At 45.8% G+C, this 20,703-nt stretch carries 18 protein-coding genes; 8 read left to right on the forward strand and 10 right to left on the reverse strand.

Translation table 11 applies throughout. The annotated features are described in order from the left end of the window. Window positions 1–81 precede the first annotated feature (81 nt). Entirely contained in the window at window positions 82–771 is a 690-nt protein-coding gene (locus tag AACQ42_RS05585; RefSeq protein ID WP_026028133.1) for a DUF3334 family protein, read from the reverse strand. A gap of 275 nt (window positions 772–1,046) precedes the next feature. Between AACQ42_RS05585 and ydiJ the strand changes: the two genes are divergently transcribed. Next, window positions 1,047–4,082, forward strand: a complete 3,036-nt coding sequence (ydiJ, locus tag AACQ42_RS05590; RefSeq protein ID WP_176429652.1) for a D-2-hydroxyglutarate dehydrogenase YdiJ — start codon at window positions 1,047–1,049, stop codon at window positions 4,080–4,082. 50 nt (window positions 4,083–4,132) lie between these two features. Then, a complete protein-coding gene (locus tag AACQ42_RS05595) occupies window positions 4,133–4,624 on the forward strand; it encodes a methyltransferase family protein (protein WP_094165376.1) in 492 nt (163 codons plus the stop codon). Between the two features lie 122 nt (window positions 4,625–4,746). Here AACQ42_RS05595 and AACQ42_RS05600 read toward each other — a convergent pair whose 3' ends face one another. The 6 genes from AACQ42_RS05600 to hutC form a co-directional block, all read right to left on the reverse strand. After that, the gene (locus AACQ42_RS05600) at window positions 4,747–5,472 is read right to left on the reverse strand and encodes a DUF3581 domain-containing protein (RefSeq protein ID WP_047688343.1); all 726 of its coding nucleotides are present in this window, start codon (window positions 5,470–5,472) and stop codon (window positions 4,747–4,749) included. Window positions 5,473–5,581: 109 nt separating this feature from the next. After that, window positions 5,582–7,114, reverse strand: coding sequence for a histidine ammonia-lyase (hutH, locus tag AACQ42_RS05605; protein WP_094165378.1), 1,533 nt, complete (start codon window positions 7,112–7,114; stop codon window positions 5,582–5,584). A gap of 12 nt (window positions 7,115–7,126) precedes the next feature. Then, window positions 7,127–8,824: a urocanate hydratase gene (gene hutU / locus AACQ42_RS05610; protein ID WP_094165380.1), complete on the reverse strand. Its 1,698-nt coding sequence runs from the start codon at window positions 8,822–8,824 to the stop codon at window positions 7,127–7,129. Window positions 8,825–8,901: 77 nt separating this feature from the next. Continuing rightward, window positions 8,902–9,915: a formimidoylglutamase gene (gene hutG, locus AACQ42_RS05615; protein ID WP_094165382.1), complete on the reverse strand. Its 1,014-nt coding sequence runs from the start codon at window positions 9,913–9,915 to the stop codon at window positions 8,902–8,904. Next, window positions 9,908–11,122 carry an imidazolonepropionase gene (hutI, locus tag AACQ42_RS05620; RefSeq protein WP_094165384.1) on the reverse strand — a complete coding sequence of 405 codons (1,215 nt, stop codon included), beginning with the start codon at window positions 11,120–11,122 and terminating at the stop codon, window positions 9,908–9,910. Before hutI ends, hutG begins: the two co-directional genes overlap by 8 nt. Before the next feature lie 127 nt (window positions 11,123–11,249). After that, entirely contained in the window at window positions 11,250–11,963 is a 714-nt protein-coding gene (gene hutC / locus AACQ42_RS05625; protein WP_094165388.1) for a histidine utilization repressor, read from the reverse strand. A 229-nt stretch (window positions 11,964–12,192) separates the two neighbouring features. Between hutC and yqfB the strand changes: the two genes are divergently transcribed. Further along, window positions 12,193–12,537: a N(4)-acetylcytidine aminohydrolase gene (gene yqfB / locus AACQ42_RS05630; RefSeq protein WP_010319023.1), complete on the forward strand. Its 345-nt coding sequence runs from the start codon at window positions 12,193–12,195 to the stop codon at window positions 12,535–12,537. A gap of 98 nt (window positions 12,538–12,635) precedes the next feature. Here yqfB and AACQ42_RS05635 read toward each other — a convergent pair whose 3' ends face one another. Both AACQ42_RS05635 and yeiP read right to left on the reverse strand, forming a co-directional pair. Continuing rightward, window positions 12,636–12,956: an HI1450 family dsDNA-mimic protein gene (locus tag AACQ42_RS05635; RefSeq protein ID WP_017048043.1), complete on the reverse strand. Its 321-nt coding sequence runs from the start codon at window positions 12,954–12,956 to the stop codon at window positions 12,636–12,638. A 2-nt stretch (window positions 12,957–12,958) separates the two neighbouring features. After that, on the reverse strand, window positions 12,959–13,525 hold the full coding sequence (gene yeiP / locus AACQ42_RS05640; RefSeq protein WP_013856610.1) for an elongation factor P-like protein YeiP: 567 nt from the start codon (window positions 13,523–13,525) through the stop codon (window positions 12,959–12,961). A gap of 134 nt (window positions 13,526–13,659) precedes the next feature. On the opposite strand from yeiP, the gene AACQ42_RS05645 reads away from it, so the two are divergent. Further along, entirely contained in the window at window positions 13,660–14,427 is a 768-nt protein-coding gene (locus AACQ42_RS05645) for a nucleotidyltransferase (RefSeq protein WP_013856611.1), read from the forward strand. Window positions 14,428–14,451: 24 nt separating this feature from the next. On the opposite strand, the gene AACQ42_RS05650 is transcribed toward AACQ42_RS05645, so the two are convergent. Further along, a complete protein-coding gene (locus AACQ42_RS05650; RefSeq protein WP_094165390.1) occupies window positions 14,452–16,815 on the reverse strand; it encodes a DNA polymerase II in 2,364 nt (787 codons plus the stop codon). A gap of 481 nt (window positions 16,816–17,296) precedes the next feature. Between AACQ42_RS05650 and uvrY the strand changes: the two genes are divergently transcribed. From uvrY to tnpA, 4 genes are all read left to right on the forward strand, one after another. Further along, window positions 17,297–17,941, forward strand: a complete 645-nt coding sequence (gene uvrY / locus AACQ42_RS05655) for a UvrY/SirA/GacA family response regulator transcription factor (protein WP_026028128.1) — start codon at window positions 17,297–17,299, stop codon at window positions 17,939–17,941. Next, window positions 17,941–19,773 carry an excinuclease ABC subunit UvrC gene (gene uvrC / locus AACQ42_RS05660; RefSeq protein WP_094165386.1) on the forward strand — a complete coding sequence of 611 codons (1,833 nt, stop codon included), beginning with the start codon at window positions 17,941–17,943 and terminating at the stop codon, window positions 19,771–19,773. The genes uvrY and uvrC overlap by 1 nt, the downstream gene beginning before the upstream one ends. A 46-nt stretch (window positions 19,774–19,819) precedes the next feature. Further along, complete coding sequence (gene pgsA, locus AACQ42_RS05665; RefSeq protein ID WP_013856615.1) at window positions 19,820–20,377, forward strand: CDP-diacylglycerol--glycerol-3-phosphate 3-phosphatidyltransferase; 558 nt, start codon at window positions 19,820–19,822, stop codon at window positions 20,375–20,377. 145 nt (window positions 20,378–20,522) lie between these two features. Then, window positions 20,523–20,703, forward strand: a 181-nt coding sequence (gene tnpA, locus AACQ42_RS05670) for an IS200/IS605 family transposase (RefSeq protein WP_141195638.1), incomplete at its 3' end; no start/stop codon positions are given.

The following is a 20,703-nucleotide window of genomic DNA, read 5'->3' on the forward strand; positions in this document are numbered from 1 at the left end:
AGCGGTTTTATGCGGGAAGTGAAAGCGAAGTGGAGAATCGCTGCCCAAAATCAGGCAGCGAGTCGAGAGGAGGTTGGTGGTTTAAATACCAAGTTCATCCAATAGGTCTGTAGTCAAATCATCATCACTGTTGTTTTGCTTGTCGTTTTTTGCTTTGGCAGACAGTTTTTGCTGAGTCGCTTCTAAAATTGAATCAGGGCTTTCATCTTCTTGAACTTCAAACTCTTCAAGTTGGATGAATTCGGTTTTATCCATTGCCAGTTCAAGATAGAAAATATTATTACTTTCTGTCGAGAAGGTAACTCGGCGTGCTTGTGGACGATCTAAATTAGTATCCACCGACAAAATTACCTGTTTGTTGAGTGACAGCATCTTCGGTTGGTTTTGGGTAATGTTGGTTTGCAGTTCTTTGCGGATTTTATTTGTGAAGTCGCCTACGAGTTGATTCATCAATTCGCCCAGTACATCGCCCACCTCGTCAGAAGTGTGCAGCACGGCCAGCTCTTCTTCTGGCATTCCCATGTTGCGCATATAACTGGTGTAAATTTCCAGCGCAGCCTTGGCCGTAAAGTTGATAACAACGAGCCCAGAGAAGCCACCATCAAACAAAACGAAACAGCCGAAATCTGGCTTTAGTGACGTTTTGTTGATTTTTTGTACCATCGCTGAGTAAGCAATGTTGGTCGCCGTTGCAGAACTGAGCACTCCTGACACTGATTGACAAAGCTTAAGCAAAATATCTTCAGTGGTAACAATCTTGTTTTTTTTCATTCTGATATCCGTAATGTGCATTGCAGTTTAAAAGCGGTATTTAACTCTCTATATCAATATATAAAGCATAAAGCGTTAATTAACTATATATAGCTAAAATGTTGTGTACAGGAAAAATGTCGTACTGATGACTTTTTAGAGAGATTCATTCTTGCATTGAGATTCTGATTTGATCACCTTTTTAAATGTTGTAAAGTGACGAAATTCAAAGATTAATATCAAAATAACCATTAACCCACAGCTGATTGGATCAGCGCAGTAGGGGCAGGAAGCAAATGTTACCAAGACTTCATCACCAAACGGACGTCGATCCCGTCGTTTTGAGCTTTTTACAACAACTCGAAAACGAGGGGTTTAGCGGCGATATCGAATCACAATACTCTAGCCGACTTGCTGTTGCGACTGACAACAGTGTCTATCAGCAATTGCCTCAAGCCGTTGTGCATCCCAAATCAACTCATGACGTAGCACTTATTGGTAAGATTAGCTCAAAACCAGAGTTTGAGAGAGTCACTTTTTCACCGCGCGGTGGTGGCACTGGTACCAATGGCCAGTCGTTAACCAAAGGTATTGTGGTTGATTTATCTCGTCACATGAACCAAGTGCTTGAAATTAATGCTGATAAAGGTTGGGTAAGAGTACAAGCTGGCGTGGTGAAAGACCAATTAAATGATGCGGTCAGACCATTAGGTTATTTTTTCTCACCGGATCTTTCGACCAGTAACCGAGCCACACTTGGTGGCATGATCAATACCGATGCGTCAGGGCAGGGCTCTTTAAAATATGGCAAAACGTCGGATCATGTCTTGTCTCTGCAAGCCGTTTTTGCCGATGGCTCGGTACTTGAATCGGATCTCTCATTAGGCTTGCCTGAAAGTGGTACTTTTGCTGTGAATGCTTTGCAAGTGACCGAAGCGGTATGCCGTGAAAAGCGCGAACAAATTGTGGCGAAATTTCCACCTCTTAACCGCTTTCTGACGGGCTACGATCTTAAAAATGCGCTTGATGAAGAAGGTGATCACTTTAATCTCACTCGGGTACTTTGTGGCGCAGAAGGCTCTTTGGTCTTCATCACAGAAGCAACCTTGAATCTGACGCCTATCCCCCAAGCTCGCACCTTAGTCAATGTGAAGTACAACAGCTTTGATTCGGCATTGCGTAATGCCCCTTTAATGGTAGCGGCCAATGCGTTATCGGTTGAAACCGTCGATTCCAAAGTATTAAATTTAGCTAAGCAAGATATTGTTTGGCATAGCGTCAGTGAGTTATTAGCGGATGTTCCGGGCAAAGAGATGCAAGGCATCAACATGGTCGAATACGCAGGCCAAAGCGAGCAAGAGGTCGCCGCGCAGGTCGCTTCATTGACGCAGCGTCTTGATCAGATGCTTGAGCAAGAACAAGCGGGCATCATTGGCTATCAAGTGTGCAGTGATTTGGCGAGCATTAACCTGATTTACAACATGCGCAAAAAAGCGGTGGGGTTATTAGGGGCGGCCAAAGGCAAGGCTAAACCTGTTGCTTTTGCTGAAGATACTTGTGTTCCTCCTCAACACTTGGCTGATTTTATTAGCGAATTCCGTACCTTGTTGGATAGTAAAAATCTCAGTTATGGCATGTTTGGTCACGTGGATGCGGGCGTGTTGCATGTGCGTCCTGCTTTGGATTTGTGTGACCCACAGCAAGAGCTTCTGATGCATGAAGTGTCTGATGAGGTGGTCAAGCTGGTGGCAAAATATGGCGGTTTAATGTGGGGCGAACATGGCAAAGGTTATCGCTCCGAATATGGCCCCGCGTTTTTTGGTGAGGAGCTATTTACTGAATTACGACGAGTTAAATCTGCCTTTGACCCGCACAATAAAATGAACCCCGGCAAAATATGTACGCCACTTGAGACCAATTTTGAATTGGTCAAAGTCACGGACACCAAACGCGGCTATTTTGATCGTCAAATCGATGTGAAGGTCCGTGACAGTTTCAAACAGGCGATGGAGTGTAATGGTAACGGTTTATGTTTTAACTATGACACCAGTTCGCCGATGTGCCCGTCGATGAAAGTCACGGCGGATCGTCGTCACTCACCGAAAGGCCGTGCCGGTTTGGTGCGTGAATGGTTACGCCAACTTACCGAGCAGGGTGTGGATATTCTCGACCTAGAGAAGCAAGTGTTGGAGTCAAACCCAACCATCAAAACCATGATTGATCGCGTGCGTAACTCTTTCAATAAATCGCGTGAGTACGATTTTTCACATGAAGTGTATGAAGCGATGAACGGCTGCTTGGCGTGTAAAGCGTGTGCCAGCCAATGTCCAATCAAAGTGGATGTGCCGAGTTTTCGCTCTCGTTTTTTAAATATCTACTACTCACGTTATCAGCGTCCGGCTAAGGATTATCTCGTCGCGAATATTGAAACGCTTTTACCGGTCATGGTAAAGGCTCCGCAAGTGGTGAACGGGGTATTGGCTCAGAAATGGGTACAAAGCCTCACCGCTTCAACCGTTGGTTACGTTGATGCGCCCTTGCTTTCGGTACCGACGTTGGCAAAGCGTGTCGCAGGCCAAGTGGTGAAATTCGATATGCAGCGCCTCGCTGGGCTGTCACAGCAAGATCGCGCTGAACATGTGATTATCGTTCAAGACCCATTCACCAGTTATTACGATGCTGAGGTGGTTGAAGATTTCGTGCAATTGCTGATCAAATTAGGCAAAAATCCGATACTGTTGCCATTCAAACCCAATGGTAAAGCGCAGCATATCAAAGGATTTTTAAAGCAATTCACAACTACCGCGAAAAACACCGCTGCGTTTTTGTCGCAGGTAGCGGATCTCAACATTCCGATGGTCGGTGTCGATCCAGCGTTAGTGCTTTGCTACCGTGATGAGTACAACGAAATTCTTGGTGATAAGCGCGGTGAGTTTGATGTGCTGACCGTTCATGAGTGGCTGTTGCCACGTTTGTCGGAGTTTAACCATCACCAAAACCACAGTGACGCGCCTTGGTATCTGTTTGCTCATTGCACGGAAAAGACCAAACTACCGAATGCAGAAAAAGAGTGGGGCGCGATATTTAGCCATTTTGGTTCCCAGTTAAAAACGGTGCCAGTTGGTTGTTGTGGCATGGCAGGAACCTTTGGCCACGAACAGGATAAGCTGGAGATGTCGAAAGATATTTATGGTTTAAGCTGGAAGCCAAGTTTAGAAAAACTGCCCAAAGAGCGTTGCTTGATCACAGGGTATTCCTGCCGCAGTCAAGTGAAACGATTTGAACAGGTAAAACCAAAGCATCCGTTACAAGCTTTACTGGCATTGTTGTAAACCCTAAGCCCAGACCTTGCTGGGCTTTTTACTATACTGTCGATATTGGTTTGGAGCGAAGCACAGTCAGGTGGAGCAGCATGGATAAATTTGAACTGAAAATACCCCCAGTGGCGATATTTATTGTGGCGCTACTGTTGATGCATCGTATCTCATACAGTTTTGAGTTTGCAAGCCTCGCTTTACCTCTGCCTCGAGTAGTCTTTGCGATTTGCTTTGTTTTATCTGGCATCGTTGGTTTACTGGGGATTTACGAATTTCGTCGCAAGAAAACTACGGTCAATCCAACCAAACCAGAAACGACATCGTGTATTGTGGATAGCGGTATCTACCGTTATTCGCGTAATCCGATGTATCTGGGGCTCTTTTTCCTGTTGTTTGGCGTGGCTTATTGGCAACACAATGGGTTGAGCCTCGTGGTCGCATTTTTATTTGTGTGGTTTATGAATCGTTTTCAGATTTATCCAGAAGAGCGAGTGCTGGAAGCGCGTTTTGGCGAAGAGTATGTCGATTACAAGCAGCGTGTCAGGCGCTGGATATAGTTGAATGTCGTAAGGCATCCGAAATCAAAAGCCCCGCAAGAATAGCGGGGCGGCAATCTATACAACGAACATGGTTCTAGATAATGAGCAAAAGAGCTCAAGTCATAGTGAAAAGAATACGGTTAGGCTGCTTTTGAAAATTGAGCTAAAAACATCTCTTTACGTTCATTGAAGCGATTAACTAAGTCATCGACTGCTTCTTGGTCATAAGGTTTCAGGCCACTAGCTACCATGCGCTTTACCCCTTTCCCTACGATTTGACCGTTTTCTTTAAAGGCAAAGTTAAGCGTGACAATGCCACGTTTACCGTCAACATCAAACGTCGCACCAGAAAACTCAACTTCAGGTGAAGAGAGGTCTAAACGTTCAAATTCCACTTCCATGCTTTCATAGATGACTAATGGGCGCTGGCAGTTAATCATCATTTGCGCTTCTTCCATCAATGGCACCATGATGTGCGGGAAGTTCATACCAGAAAACTGCACATAGTTCGTCACAACGTGTTCGATAAATGCGGTGTTGTGGCTTACTTGGCCTTCGCGGCTCATGTGTAGATACTCTTTGCCGGCAGTATCGACAAGAGCGCTCTCTTTCATACACTTATTTTCAATGTGCAGTGCAATGCCATCGCTGACCATGCCTGAAAAATCAAAACGCATCTTTTGGCTAATGCCTTCTTTTTGCAGCAATACTGCAAAGAGCAAATCGCCCGGAACACAGAAACGCTTGCTGTCTTCGTCGTGGATTGGGTTGAAATCTCCCGCCACTTTTTTAGCAAAGTGACTCGCTTGTTGGCGAGTGAACTGGAATTTTTGATCTTGATGAGAGAAATAAGATGTAAGAGACATAATGTACGCTGTATAGCCAAAACTGACGCGATTATAAGTCAACTCCACTCGATGAATGGTCCAATCAGTAAAAAGAGCCTCACAGAGAGCGAGGCTCAATAGCGTAACATTATAAGCTAGGGAGAAGATTTTCCGGCATGAGCGAGTTATGTACCGCCAGCTCTAGCAAGGTATTAGCTTGTTCAATATCTGGCGAGAAGTAGCGATCCTTATCGTAAAACGAAACTTTTTTACGCAGGATTTGTTTCGCTTCTTCGACTAATGCAGAGGATTTATTGGGCGCTCTGAAATCGAGTCCCTGCGCGGCAGAAAGATACTCGACCGCTAAAATACCACGCGTGTTTTCGCTCATATCACGCAGACGACGACCAGCAAACGTTGCCATCGACACGTGATCTTCTTGGTTGGCCGAAGTAGGTAAGCTGTCAACCGAAGCCGGATGGGCGAGCGTTTTATTTTCACTGGCTAGCGCTGCCGCCGTCACTTGCGCAATCATAAAGCCAGAGTTAACGCCACCGTTGTCCACTAAAAATGGCGGAAGCTTGCTGAGCGCGCTGTCAATCAAGAGTGCCATGCGTCGTTCTGACAAACTGCCGATTTCGGCAATTGCTAGCGCCAAGTTATCCGCAGCCATCGCGACGGGCTCTGCATGGAAATTACCGCCAGAGATGATGTCGCCATCGTCTGTAAACACCAGAGGGTTGTCGGAAACGGCATTGGCCTCCACTTCTAGCGTTTCAGCCGAATTGCGAATTTGCTGTAAGCACGCGCCCATCACTTGTGGTTGGCAACGCAGTGAATACGGGTCTTGTACTTTTTCACATGCGGTGTGGGATTCACCAATCTCGCTGCGGCTGTCAAGTACATGGCGATAAGCGCTGGCGGCATCCATTTGCGCGCGATGGCCGCGAACGCGATGAATGCGCGGATCAAACGGGCGGCGACTGCCCAGCGCCGCTTCGACCGACATCGAACCACACACAATGGCGGAGGCAAATAAGTCTTCTGCGGCAAATAACCCCTCTAGTGCAAATGCGGTAGAAGCTTGTGTGCCATTGAGCAGCGCGAGCCCCTCTTTTGGCGCTAAAGTAATAGGAGTTAGCCCTGCGATTTTCAACGCGTCCAGCCCAGAGATAATTTCGCCGTTGTGGCGAGCTTGCCCTTCGCCGAGCAGTACCGTACTCATGTGTGCTAAAGGCGCTAAATCACCCGATGCGCCAACCGATCCCTTTTGTGGAACACAGGGGTAGACTTGGTGATTAACTAACGCCATCAAGGCGTTGATCACCTCAAGTCGAATACCAGAATACCCACGGGAAAGACTATTAATTTTGAGTACCATCATCAAGCGAACGGTTTCATCCGCCATGAATTTACCAATACCCGCAGCGTGTGAAAGCACGATGCTGCGCTGCAAGGTTTCTAAATCTTCAGGGGCAATTTTAGTATTGGCAAGTAGGCCAAACCCCGTATTGATACCATAAACAGTACGATTTTCGGCAATCACTTGTTCAACGACTTGTGTGCTTGCTTCAATACCCGCTATCGCGCTGGAGTCGAGTGATACGGTGACCGGCTTTCGGCTTACTTGACGCAGTGCTTTTAAGCTCAATTGGCCCGGTTTAATAACAAGATTTAACATGTTTTTTTGTCCTTACTTCAGTTGCGCGAGTTCATGGTTGAGCATTGGCAGGTCGAGCTTTTGTTCTTTAGCACAGCGTTTCGCAATGTCATAACCTGCATCAGCATGGCGCATGACACCTGTGGCTGGGTCGTTATGTAAAACACGCGCAATGCGTTGCGTTGCGTCATCTGAACCATCGCAGCAGATCACCATGCCAGAGTGCTGAGAAAAGCCCATACCTACGCCACCGCCGTGGTGGAGTGACACCCAAGTTGCGCCACCGGCGGTATTGAGCAGTGCGTTGAGCAGCGGCCAATCGGAAACAGCGTCTGAGCCATCTAGCATACCTTCAGTTTCACGGTTTGGGCTTGCTACCGAGCCGGAATCTAAATGGTCGCGACCAATCACGACTGGCGCTTTTAACTCGCCACTTTTCACCATCGCGTTAAAGGCTTGGCCTAAACGTTCGCGATCTTTCAAACCCACCCAACAGATGCGAGCTGGTAGGCCTTGGAATTGAATGCGTTCGCGCGCCATGTCTAGCCAGTTATGTAGATGGGGGTTATCAGGGATTAACTCTTTCACTTTTTGGTCGGTTTTATAAATGTCTTCGGGATCGCCAGACAGGGCGACCCAGCGAAAAGGTCCAATCCCCTCACAAAATAGCGGGCGAATGTAGGCTGGCACGAATCCTGGGAAGTCAAAAGCGTTTGCCACTCCTTCTTCGAGAGCCATTTGGCGGATATTGTTGCCGTAGTCGAGTGTGGCAGCGCCGCGTTTTTGCAGCGTTAACATCGCTTGAACTTGGACCGCCATCGATGCTTTGGCCGCCTTGACCACTTGGCTTTCATCTTGAGTGCGCATTTGAGCGGCGTGTTCCATGCTCCAATTTAAGGGTAAATAACCATTGAGTGGGTCATGGGCCGAGGTTTGGTCTGTCACCACATCGGGGGTGATATTACGCTCAACTAGCTGTGGAAAAATATCAGCGGCATTACCTAACAAACCGACAGAAATCGGTGTCTCCGAGCTATCGATCATCGCCAAGGCTTCATCTAAGCTGGTGGCTTTTTTATCGACATAACCAGTGCGTAAACGGTAGTCGATGCGCGATTCATCACACTCGACCGCAATCATGGAAAACCCAGCCATGGTTGCCGCTAATGGCTGAGCGCCGCCCATGCCACCTAAGCCGCCAGTCAACACCCAGCGGCCTTTTGCGCTACCAGAAAAATGCTGTTTAGCGATGGCGACGAAGGTTTCGTAAGTACCTTGTACAATGCCTTGTGAGCCGATGTAGATCCATGAGCCAGCCGTCATTTGACCGTACATCATCAAGCCTTGCTTATCGAGCTCATTAAAGTGCTCCCAGTTGGCCCAATGTGGTACAAGGTTTGAGTTGGCAATTAGTACACGTGGTGCATTTTTGTGCGTCGGGAAAACACCGACAGGTTTGCCTGATTGAACCAAAAGTGTTTGATCCTCTTCAAGGCGTTCAAGCACTTCAACAATTTTATCAAAGCATGGCCAGTTTCGCGCCGCGCGACCAATGCCACCATACACCACAAGTGCATGTGGGTGCTCTGCAACGTCTGGGTCAAGATTGTTCATGAGCATGCGCAGTGGCGCTTCGGTTAACCACGATTTGGCTCGAAGTGTTGTACCGTGAGGGGCGCGAATGGTGCGCGTAGTATCAAGACGTTGCTCTTGAGTATGGGGTTGCGTCATGTTGAGACTCCTTGTGTTTCACAATGTGGCGCTATTGTTGTTATGGTGCCAGTATCGGGTTTAGTGAGGTGTAGCGATTAATCGTCGGTCATGGCATTGGCGATATCCCAACACAGCCTTGCCGCGAGACGAGCAGTTTGATTGTCTTGGTCAAATTGCGGGTTGTATTCGGCAATGTCGGCAATTAACAGCTTATTTTTGTGGTAGAAAATTTTGTCAAAATAAGGGGCAAGCGCTTCATAACTTACACCACGTGCTGCTGGGGCGCTGACTCCCGGCGCCGTTGCAGCTGGAAAGACATCTAAGTCAATCGTTAAATAGAGATAGTCACACTGGTCAATGAAGTGTTGCAGTTCACGCAGATGATCAATCGGGCTCAGTGCTGAAAACTGATTATCTTGCATATACCAAACGCCCAGTTCATCGGCTCGTTGAAACAGTGCAGTAGTATTACTTGCTCGGCTTACACCTAAGCAAGCGTAATGAAATGGCCATTGATTTTGCTCGCACCATTGATGAATTTGATTAAAAGGAGTGCCTGAGCTAGGTCGCACCGAAGCGATCTCTGACTCAAAAGCACGTAAATCGAAATGTGCGTCAAAATTGATGATCCCAATTCGTGGTTGGCTGATGGCTTGTTGACTCAGATATTGCGCTGCGCCTTGAAACGTGGCCCAAGCGACTTCATGACCGCCACCCAGTACGATAACGGGCGTTTGTTTAAGCGTATGGGCAATCACATCAGCGCACTGTTGCTGAGCCAGCTCAAGTTCATCATCAATACAGCGAATATTGCCCAGATCAAAAAAGCGAGAGTGCTTATGCCAAGCCATGTTGGCCAGCGCTTGGCGAATGGCATCGGGGGCCTGTTTTGCGCCAATGCGCCCTTTGTTGCGGGCCACCCCCGCATCGCATTCAAAACCGATAATGGCAATGGCTTTCTCATCTTGGTTTTGTTGAATGGGTAGCGTATTGACGGTGCAACGTTGAGTTTGATGGTGAACGCGTGTACCTAACTCGCCATCTTCGGCATCGTGACGGCCTTGCCATTCGAAGCTGTGCTGAGTGTTGCTAAGGGTAGGGTTATTCATAGGTCAATGCTCCGTCAACTACGCGTGCATGCAAACGCGGTACGCCCACTTGATAACTTAAATCGGCTGGGTGGCTAATATTCCAAATGGCGAGATCGGCATCGTAGCCAGTGGCAATTTTGCCGCGAGAATCAGCAAAACCTAACGCTTGCGCAGCATGTTGAGTCACACCTCGTAAGGCTTCTTGGGGGGTTAAGCCAAACAGTGTGCACGCCATATTCATAATAAGAGTGAGGTCAGCAAACGGCGATGTACCGGGGTTGAAATCACTTGCGATGGCCATTGGAATATGATGCTGACGCAGTAAATCAATCGGTGGGCGTTGGGTTTCACGTAAGAAATAAAAAGCACCGGGCAGCAAGGTTGCCACGGTATTGGAACGGGCGAGTGCAAACACACCTTGCTCATCTAAATATTCGATATGATCGGCAGACAAACCTTGGTAATGGGCGGTTAAAGCGCTTCCCCCTAGGTTTGATAATTGCTCGGTATGACCTTTCACTTGCAGCCCATGCGCAATTGCGGCTTGGAACACTTTTTCTGTTTGTGCCAGCGTAAAACCAATCGATTCACAAAACACATCGACGCTCGAAGCGAGTTTTTGTTCGGCCACCAGAGGGATGATTTCCTGACAAATATGCTCAACATAATCGTCTGATCGGTGTTGATATTCTGGCGGAATGGCGTGAGCGGCGAGCAGTGTTGTGACGACTTTAATGCGGCGATGATCCTCAAGGTGCTTAGCCGCTTTGAGCATTTTTATCTCATCATGGAGCGTTAAACCGTAGCCCGATTTGATCTCAACGGATGTGACACCGGAACGCAGCAACCCCTCTAACCTTGGTAGTGCCAACTCAACCAATTGGTCAATGGATGCGGTGCGGGTGGCGTGGACGGTTGATAAAATACCGCCGCCTTGCTTGGCGATCGCTGGGTAGGGAACACCTTGCAAGCGCATTTCAAACTCATTGGCGCGGTTACCGGCATAGATAAGGTGAGTATGGCAATCTATCAACCCCGGAGTGATAAGCTTGCCTTGGCAATCTATGACTTTGTGTTCTGGCGCGGCGGCGATGGGAATGTGGCTATCAAAGTAGGCGTCAATTTTGCCCGCTTTTATCACCACAGTTTTAGGAGAGCTAGGCTGATAGCCAAGCTCTCCTTGTTCCATGCTGACGATACGCGCGTTGGTCAGTATTAGATCCATCTTTATTGTCACCGTTATCGTTTAGTACGCTGCTGATTTAAATGTATATACAAATAAATAAGGCAAAAGCGCACGCGGTGCAAGATGAATGTTGCAAAAGTGTGATCGAATGTTGAAATGTGTAGCGTTAGTCGAGCATCACTTTAGAGGTTAATTTGTATTTCGAGCCCGGGTGATAAAGCAGTGCAGAGCTGACTAACTTATCGCCACTCCAGGTACGGCGATTAAGTAGTAAACAGGGTTCATTGACGGCCAACTGCAACAATTGTTTGATGTGATGCTCGGCAATAATGGCTTCAACAGTGTGCTCAATGGCACTTAATGGGCAGTTTTGTGAAAGATATTGATTAGGCGTCATGAACGAGAAGTTTTGTTCAAGATAGTGGGGCGCGTAGCGGCTATTGACCCAACGCATTTCCAGTTGTATCGGAGTGTCATTAGCAAAGTGAATGATTTCACTATAAAAAACAGAAGATCCTAGCATGACGCCGAGTTTGATAGCGACACTTTCATCTGCTGTTAACGCAAGTTGCTTTAAGACTTTACTGCGATATTGCTTCCCTCGGCTAGCGACCTCGTCAGCAATATTACGAATATCAAGTAGCGGTGATTCCGCTTTGTCTTCTACAGCGCAAACAAAAGTACCTAGCCTTGGTCGGCGCTGCAGTTTTCCATCAGCTACCAGATCCCGTATCGCTTTATTCACCGTCATCCGACTCACATTAAATTGCTCGGTCAGTTCTAGCTCGGTGCTTATGCGTTGGCCGACAGGCCAGTGTCCGGATTCAATGTTATCTAAAATAAATTGTTTTATTTGTCTATAAAGTGGTGAGCTTGACATGGGCATGATGAGTTTTATTTGAATATACAAATAATTAACGAAGTCGCTGGGAAATGCAATATTTAGATAAGGCTTTGCGATCATCATCGGCCAAAACTGTGAATTGGTGAAGCAGCTATCGACGACAAAGGGTCAGTGTCACGGTAAGATGGCGCCGTAACTTGTGTTGTAAATAGTAACCTGTGTTGTAAATGATAACTTGTGGTTTAAATAATAAAGAGAAAATACGATGACAGCTCCAACAGAAATGACTTTTTTCGCTCGTTTTGAAGCGGATATTTTGGCGAAAAAGAAAGTGATCACCATTCGTGATGAGAGCGAAAAGCACTACCAAGTTGGCTCTATTGTCGAGGTGAGTACGTTGGAAGAGGGACGAAAGTTCTGCCGCTTGTTAATCAATAAGGTTGAACCGATCCTATTTAGCGAATTAAGCCACTACCATGCAGAGCAAGAAAATATGTCACTCACGACACTGAAAGAGGTGATTCAAGACATTTATCCCAATATTGAACAGTTGTATGTCATTCACTATCAACTGGTTGAAGAGAAAGCTCTGGAAAAAGATCACGCTTAAAAATAATAACGCCAATCAATCACGATTGGCGTTATTGCTGTTTCCCTCAAGACAGTGTCACGACGATTTCATTATAAAACGCAGCAACAGTAATGAGGTTAGTCACGCTTCCACAGAATGTGGCAGAACTTTTGGTCTGGGTCGCGGCTGACGAGCATTCTTGCAAACACATCGTCTAGTACGTCGTCCTCTTCGTTGACAAGACCGATCAATACTTCCGCGTAAGCTTCCTTATCGACGTCAAAACCCACGTGTTGAACCCAATCATCACCAACGTCAACCAGTTCAGCCGCGCCACGGTCTTCAAATTGTGCCGTAAACAGGATGACATCAACAGGTTCTAGATTATCGGGTGCCATTTCAAGAAAGATGTCGTAAGCCGCATCAATGGCATCGTCGTAAGAAATCAAATCAGACATTATTATGCTCGGCTCATGTATTTGCGTTCAGCGGTGTTGATAATAATACGGTCGCCAGTTGCGACATATTCAGGAACCTGCACGACAAGACCAGTGCTTAAACGTGCTGGTTTTGAACGCGCAGAAGCTGAAGCACCTTTGATGGAAGGATCAGTCTCTTCAATCACAAGCTCGACAGATGAAGGGACATCTAGTGCTACCGCAACACCGTCAACGACAACCACATACATACCTTGGATTTCTTCAGTGATGAACAGCAGCTCATCTTCGATATCCGCCTGTTTAAACGTAAATTGAGTGTAGTCTTCGTTATCCATGAAGATGTACTCATCGCCATCAACATAAGAAAACGAAACCGCACGGCGGTTCATGTCAACGGTGTCGACAAAGTCATCGGCTTTTAAACGCTCATCAACGCGAGCGCCAGTGTTCAAATCAGTACAACGTAGTTTGTAGATTTTAGAACCACCGCGGCCACCAGGAGTGGTCACTTCGATGTCTTTGATCAATAGCGTCTTGCCACCAGAAATAATAGCAAACCCTTTTTTTAATTCATTCGCCTTTGGCATGGAATTTTTCCTTCATACTTAGTTTCGGCGCATTATACCTTGCCGTTTTCGAAAAGGAATATCTTGATTGATTGCTTTGCATAGTAGAACATGACCGCGTGTACTTTTTCTTAAATTAACTAACGCTTTTTGCTATGTATTTATCGGTTATTGACCCAAAACAACCCTTTCAGGCTGAATATCAAGCGGCTATCGATGATCTCATCAAGTTTCTGCGTGCCGGGTTAGGTGACAATCTACATAGTCTTTACCTTTATGGCAGTGTGGCGCGTAGAACTGCGCGTTATGGGCGCTCCAATTTGGATGTAGTGTTGGTCACGCACCGTGATTTCTCCGAGCAACGAGCAACTCTGCTGAATACGATAAAATGGCGATTTCAGAAAAGTTTCCCACATATCACCGAAGTCTCGATCAAAACTGCACTCGTGAGCGAGGTAGCCACTTTAGAGAGCATTTTTACGTGGGGATTTATGTTGCGCCATTGTTGCGTTTGTATCTTGGGTGATGATTTGGCGGAATGCTTTGGCGATTTCGAACCCAGTTGGGAAATAGCCAAACACTGGAATATGGACATCGCAGATTGGGTCTTTTTTTATCGTGATAAAATTGCAAAAACCAGTTCTGAAAGCGAACAGAGCAAGGCGCAAGTAGCCATTGCCAAGAAATTACTGCGCGCCAGTTATTCTTTGATTATGTATCGTGACAAAAATTGGTTTGATGATCCTATCGAATGCGGGCAGCAGTTTTTACGTTATCACCCGGAGAAAAAAATCGACATTGAGAGATTGGGTATTTTGCTCTCTGGACGAGTGATCGCCAAACGCTCAGTGATTGGAATTCTAGACAGTTATGGGCAATGGCTTGCAAAGCAGTATCAAAAAACAGAGTTTCGGATTGGTTAACCGCTGGCTAGATCGTCGTGCTTCTTAAAATAACCCAAGTTGTGGCTGGCTGAGCTGTTCGAAATTCAAGCCAACAAAAGGCAAAATGGCTTCTGCGACTGGCTGCAATTGTTTATCAATATAGTGCTGATAATCGATAGGACTTTTTAAATACTCTTTAGGCTCAGGGCCATTCAGTGTGATGAGGTATTCGATACGACCTCGATTTTGATATTGCAATGGTCGGCCTAACTGCTGGTTTATCGTATCAGCAAGTCGTGCGGCTCTTACTTGTGGTGGTACGTTTTTTTGGTATTCATGCAGCTTGCGACGCAACCGTTTTTGGTACACGAGCTCATGGTCGAGTTGACCGGTTTGAGTTTGCTCAACGATTTCACGAATAAACGCCGCAGGGTCTTCACCATTAAAAATCATCGAATAAAGTTGGTGCTGAAAGCGTTGTGCGAGCGGAGTCCAGTCCGTTCTTGCACTCTCAAGCCCTTTAAAAACTAGCCGCTCGTTTTCGCCTTCACCGATCAATCCCGCATAGCGTTTTTTTGATCCTGTTTCTGAACCTCGGATGGTGGGCATCAGAAACTTTCGGTAGTGGGTTTCGTATTCCAATTCCAGCATCGATTCCAATCGGTACTCTTCACGCAAGTGGGTCGTCCACCATTGATTGATGTGTTCAACCAGTTGTTTTCCTACGCGATCCGCTTGTTGCTGTGAATATTGACCACCTAAAGAGACAAAGGTTGAGTCGGTATCACCATAAATCACTTGATAGCCTTGCGCCTCAATTAACTTTTTAGTTTGCTTCATGATCTCGTGTCCGCGCATGGTAATACTGGACGCCAAACGAGTATCAAAAAAACGACAACCTGACGATCCAAGCACCCCGTAGAAAGAGTTCATGATGATTTTTATTGCTTGTGAAAAGGCTTTGTTATTGTTCTTTTTCGCCACATCACGCGCAGCCCATAATTTCTCGATCATTTCTGGAAGAAAGTGTTTGGTGCGGTGAAATTGACCGCCACGAAATCCCGTTACCGCTTGGTTATCCTCTTTACCAAGCGGAATTTTTAGCCCTTCAATCAAGCCAAGTGGGTCAATTAAAAATGAACGAATGATCGAGGGATATAAGCTTTTAAAATCAAGAAGTAATACAGAGTCGTAGAGGTTAGGGATGGAGTCCATCACATAGCCTCCGGGGCTTGCGACCCAATGTTCGGAGTGTAAGTTAGGCGCAATGTAACCCGCGCGATGCAATTGAGGTAAATAGAGATTGGTAAAGGCGGCGACAGAACCGCCGACGCGATCTAGCTCCACACCCGTGAGACGGGAACGTTCAATGGCGAAATCCAGCAAATGGGTATGTTCAAAGATTTTATTTACTAACACACAATCTTGCAGGTTATATTTCGCCAGTGAAGGTTTGTCTTTTTTAAACATACGGTTGATTTCATCCATCCGATCATGGGCGTTATGAATCGCTTTTCCTTCACCTAAGAGCTCCCTTGATACTGATTCCAATGACCAAGAACGAAATTGGTAAGTGGCTGTTTTTAATGTATCAATTCCATCCAACACTACTCGCCCGGGAATGGTAATAAACCCTTGCTGACTCTGGTTTGAACTACGAAAAAAACTGTGCTGTTTGCCGCGACCAATCGCAAGTTTTAACTTATGCCACTCGGCTCTTTTATGGAGTAAGCGAAAATCAAAATCAATCACGCTCCAGCCAATTACTACATCAGGGTCGAACTCAGTGAACCAATCGATGAGAGCGTTGAGCAATGCGTATTCATCTTTCACCCATTGAATTGGGGTATCGCAAGGCTCAGGCTCACCAATCATGATTACGCGGCTGTCCATTGGGCTATCAAAACCAATCGAGTAGAGAATGCCTTTTTCAGAGCATTCTAAATCCAGCGAAACCACTTTCAGATGAGGAAGATAGTTGCCCGGTCGACATTTCGCCTGTTCTATTTTTGAATGGGAAAACGTCTGGGTAAGCCGTCCAGTGAATTCAATGCTGCCTTTAAGAAAACGCTCCATAAGAAAGCGGTCGGCAAGCTTAATATCATCTTCTAACGTCAGAATATGATGTTGCTTTAGTAGTGCCGAAAACTCAGCATGCGTTTGAATCGTTTGACAATAACAACCCGCTAGGAGGGTATGTTCAAAATCTTCCAAATCCAATGTTTTTAATTCGATAGAGAGCTGCCGCTCTAACGCTAATTTTTGCGCTTGTGGTACATCTTTCTGTGGTATGAAGAAAACGGGTTTTTCACCACGGATAATCAGTTGGGTTGGACCTTGAGGCGTACTCAACCACAACTCAATATGAGTCGAGCCATGAAGGTCTCTTGCATGGCGAGTAAGTAAAAAACCGTGTTGAATAACCAAGCGTAATAAATCCAAATAGTCGTAACCTTGGGGGAGGGCATCATATCAGAGCTACGAGGTAAATAACGAATTTCAGTGAGGTGAGTAAGCGGGCGATGGAGATGAAATAACCGTTAATTGGTATGGTGTATGCATTTTAACTTTATGATTTGTTTTGGTTTTGTATTTTTATGAGGCTGGTTGCATTTTTATGTTTAGGTTCAAATTTGTCAAAAAATCATGTAAAAGTCGTGCGGCATCTCTGCTAATATAATTAAGCTTTTGATTTGTTAATGGATTCTCATTGGATGATTAGCCGAACAAATAAGTACTTGCCAAATTTGGGGTTTGAGCACATATTCAGTGTGAGTAAAAACCAATGTTAAGTTAATTACCCGATTGTGAGTTAATTTCCAATTGTGAGCTAATTAATGTGGGCCGCGATGCTGCTATCCACGATTCAGTGGGTGCAGAGCCAATAGATGAGTGTGGAGATACAAGTTTGATAAGTGTTTTCCTTGTAGATGATCACGAGCTGGTTCGCACAGGGATACGACGTATTATTGAAGACGTCCGTGGAATGAACGTAGTAGGGGAAGCTGACAGCGGTGAAGAAGCAGTAAAATGGTGTCGCAGTAATCATGTCGACGTTGTTTTAATGGATATGAACATGCCTGGTATCGGCGGTTTGGAAGCGACAAAAAAAATTCTGCGCTTTAATCCAGATGTGAAAATCATCGTGTTAACGGTTCATACGGAAAATCCATTTCCGACCAAAGTGATGCAAGCTGGAGCCGCGGGTTATTTAACCAAAGGTGCAGGCCCAGATGAAATGGTCAACGCGATTCGCATTGTGAATAGCGGGCAGCGTTATATCTCGCCTGAAATCGCACAGCAAATGGCATTAAGCCAATTCTCGCCAGCTTCTGACAATCCATTTGCTGATCTCTCGGAAAGAGAGCTGCAGATTATGATGATGATTACCAAAGGGCAAAAAGTGACGGATATTTCCGAGCAACTTAGTCTTAGCCCCAAAACAGTAAATAGCTATCGCTATCGACTGTTTAGTAAGTTAGCGATAAGCGGTGATGTTGAACTGACCCATTTAGCTATTCGACACGGAATGTTAGACACAGAGACGCTTTAGTGACTTCTTTGTTCGACTCGGTCGCTTTTCTTAAAACCGTTACCCATCAGCCCGGCGTTTATCGAATGTATAACGCCGAGGCTGATATCATCTATGTTGGCAAAGCCAAAGACCTCAAAAAACGCCTTTCTAGCTACTTTCGAAAAACAATCGACAGTGAGAAAACGCGCGCGTTAGTCAGCCATATCGATAAAATTGATGTCACCGTTACTCACACTGAAACGGAAGCGTTGATCCTTGAACATAATTACATCAAGCAATATTTGCCTAAATACAATGTGCTGCTGCGAGATGATAAATCTTACCCGTATATTTTTATTAGTGGGCATAAGCACCCTCGTTTGTCGTTGCACCGTGGCGCGAAAAAGCGCAAAGGTGAGTATTTTGGTCCATACCCTGATTCTGGTGCGGTTCGAGAGTCGTTACACCTCATCCAAAAAATATTTCCGGTAAGACAATGTGAAGATACCGTCTATAGCAACCGGACTCGTCCTTGCCTGATGTATCAAATTGGCCGCTGCGCTGCACCTTGTGTGAGTCATATCATTGCGGATGAAGAGTATGCTGAATTGGTTAATTATGTTCGATTGTTTTTGCAAGGCAAAGATAACCAAGTACTTGAAACATTAGTGCAAAAAATGGAACAAGCCAGCCAAGCACTGCAGTTTGAAAATGCCGCTAAATTTAGAGACCAGATCCAAGCCATTCGAAGAGTCCAAGAACAACAGTTTGTTTCTGAAGAGACGATGGATGACATGGATGTATTGGGATTTGCCCAAGAAAATGGCATCGCTTGCATCCATATTTTGATGATCCGCCAAGGTAAAATATTGGGTAGTCGTAGCCATTTTCCTAAAATTCCGGCTAACACGACTCAAGAAGAGGTGTTTGATGGCTTTTTAGGACAGTATTATTTAAGTCACAATGAGGCGCGTACGATCCCAAGTCGAGTGATCTTAAATGCGGGTCTGCTAGAGGATGAAAAGCCGCTGCAAGAAGCCTTACAGACCCTGGTCGGGCGTAAAGTTTCTTTCCACATCAGCCCAACAGGTGTGCGTGCTCAATATTTAAAATTGGCTAATACCAATGCATTGAGCGCAATAACGGCTAAAATTAACCATAGAATGACGATCAACCAGCGTTTTAAAGCACTTCAAGCTGTTTTAGGGTTGGATAGCATAGAGCGTATAGAGTGTTTTGATATTTCGCACACCATGGGAGAGAGTACGATCGCCTCATGCGTGGTATTTAACCAAGAAGGGCCTGTTAAACCAGAATACCGCCGTTATAACATCACGGGAATTACTGGTGGGGATGATTACGCTGCAATGGGACAAGTGTTAGATAAGCGGTATTCCAAGCAGCTTGACGTGGAAAAAATCCCCGATGTCATTTTCATTGATGGTGGTAAAGGGCAATTGAATCGAGCTTTGCAGATCATCTCCAGCCATTGGCAAGATTGGCCGAAAAGACCAGTGATGATTGGTATCGCCAAAGGTGTTACCCGCAAACCGGGGCTAGAAACGTTGATTACAACCGATGGCGATGAATTTAACCTGCCAAGTGATGCGCCAGCTTTGCATTTGATTCAGCATATTCGCGATGAAAGTCATAATCACGCCATTACTGGGCATAGAGCCAAACGAGGTAAAACACGGCGTACCAGTACATTGGAAGGCATAGAAGGGGTTGGGCCTAAACGCCGGCAAGCACTGCTGAAATATATGGGAGGGCTGCAAGAGCTAAAAAGAGCCACTGTTGAAGAAATCGCCAAAGTGCCCGGTATTAGCCATTCTTTAGCTGAAAACATTTATCAAGCATTGAAACAATAAGAAAAATAACGCAACATAACCGCGCAATCGATAAGAGCCTATAAATATGCGTTTGAATATTCCTAATATTTTGTCTTTATTACGACTTTTCCTTATCCCAGTATTTGTCGTTGTTTTCTATCTGCCTTACGGCTGGGGCCCTTTTGCTGCGGCAATGGTGTTTTGGGTAGCGGGTTTTACCGATTGGTTAGATGGCATGCTTGCGCGAAAACTTGGGCAAACCTCTCGCTTTGGTGCTTTTATCGATCCAGTAGCGGATAAAGTGCTCGTTGCGACGGCTCTTATCTTGATCACCGACCATTACCACAGTCTCTGGATAACGATTCCAGCCGTGACAATGATTGCACGTGAAATCATCATTTCTGCGTTGCGAGAATGGATGGCGGAAATTGGTAAAAGAGCCAGTGTGGCCGTTTCATGGGTTGGGAAGGTTAAGACGCTCACCCAAATGTTTGCATTGTGGGTACTGATTTGGCGTCATGATGATTGGATGGTGTGGGTCGGCTATGCAGCGTTATACATCGCCACCATTTTGACCTATTGGTCAATGGTTCAATACTTGGCGGCAGCTAAAGACGACCTCCTCAATGCAGAACATCATTAAGAAACGGGCTTAGGCCCGTTTTTTGTTGTCATCCCTAAACCACCGCCTTGGGCGGTGGTGATTCAACCTTGGGGCTATTGCCCGAAGGAGTGCCCATGCTAGAAGTAAACCTCTTATTCACCACAAGTAAGAGGAAACTAAAAACATGGGCGATTATAGAAGTTCATCACATGTATATTGGCGTTGCAAATACCACATAGTTTGGACACCGAAATACAGATTTAAGATCTTGAAAGGGAATGTAGGTAAAGAGCTTTATCGCTCAATCTATATTTTGTGCAATATGAAAGATTGTGAAGTCTTGGAATTAAATGTTCAGCCGGATC

It is taken from the genome of Vibrio sp. V12_P9A6T4, from assembly GCF_963874835.1.
Taxonomy (GTDB): domain Bacteria; phylum Pseudomonadota; class Gammaproteobacteria; order Enterobacterales; family Vibrionaceae; genus Vibrio; species Vibrio anguillarum.

Coding starts and splice junctions, on each gene's coding strand:
- AACQ42_RS05585 (WP_026028133.1), bottom strand. CDS start 771: ATGAAAAAAAACAAGATTGTTACCACTGAAGATATTTTGCTTAAGCTT.
- ydiJ (WP_176429652.1), top strand. CDS start 1,047: ATGTTACCAAGACTTCATCACCAAACGGACGTCGATCCCGTCGTTTTG.
- AACQ42_RS05600 (WP_047688343.1), bottom strand. CDS start 5,472: ATGTCTCTTACATCTTATTTCTCTCATCAAGATCAAAAATTCCAGTTC.
- hutH (WP_094165378.1), bottom strand. CDS start 7,114: ATGTTAAATCTTGTTATTAAACCGGGCCAATTGAGCTTAAAAGCACTG.
- hutU (WP_094165380.1), bottom strand. CDS start 8,824: ATGACGCAACCCCATACTCAAGAGCAACGTCTTGATACTACGCGCACC.
- hutG (WP_094165382.1), bottom strand. CDS start 9,915: ATGAATAACCCTACCCTTAGCAACACTCAGCACAGCTTCGAATGGCAA.
- hutI (WP_094165384.1), bottom strand. CDS start 11,122: ATGGATCTAATACTGACCAACGCGCGTATCGTCAGCATGGAACAAGGA.
- hutC (WP_094165388.1), bottom strand. CDS start 11,963: ATGTCAAGCTCACCACTTTATAGACAAATAAAACAATTTATTTTAGAT.
- yqfB (WP_010319023.1), top strand. CDS start 12,193: ATGACAGCTCCAACAGAAATGACTTTTTTCGCTCGTTTTGAAGCGGAT.
- AACQ42_RS05635 (WP_017048043.1), bottom strand. CDS start 12,956: ATGTCTGATTTGATTTCTTACGACGATGCCATTGATGCGGCTTACGAC.
- yeiP (WP_013856610.1), bottom strand. CDS start 13,525: ATGCCAAAGGCGAATGAATTAAAAAAAGGGTTTGCTATTATTTCTGGT.
- AACQ42_RS05645 (WP_013856611.1), top strand. CDS start 13,660: ATGTATTTATCGGTTATTGACCCAAAACAACCCTTTCAGGCTGAATAT.
- pgsA (WP_013856615.1), top strand. CDS start 19,820: ATGCGTTTGAATATTCCTAATATTTTGTCTTTATTACGACTTTTCCTT.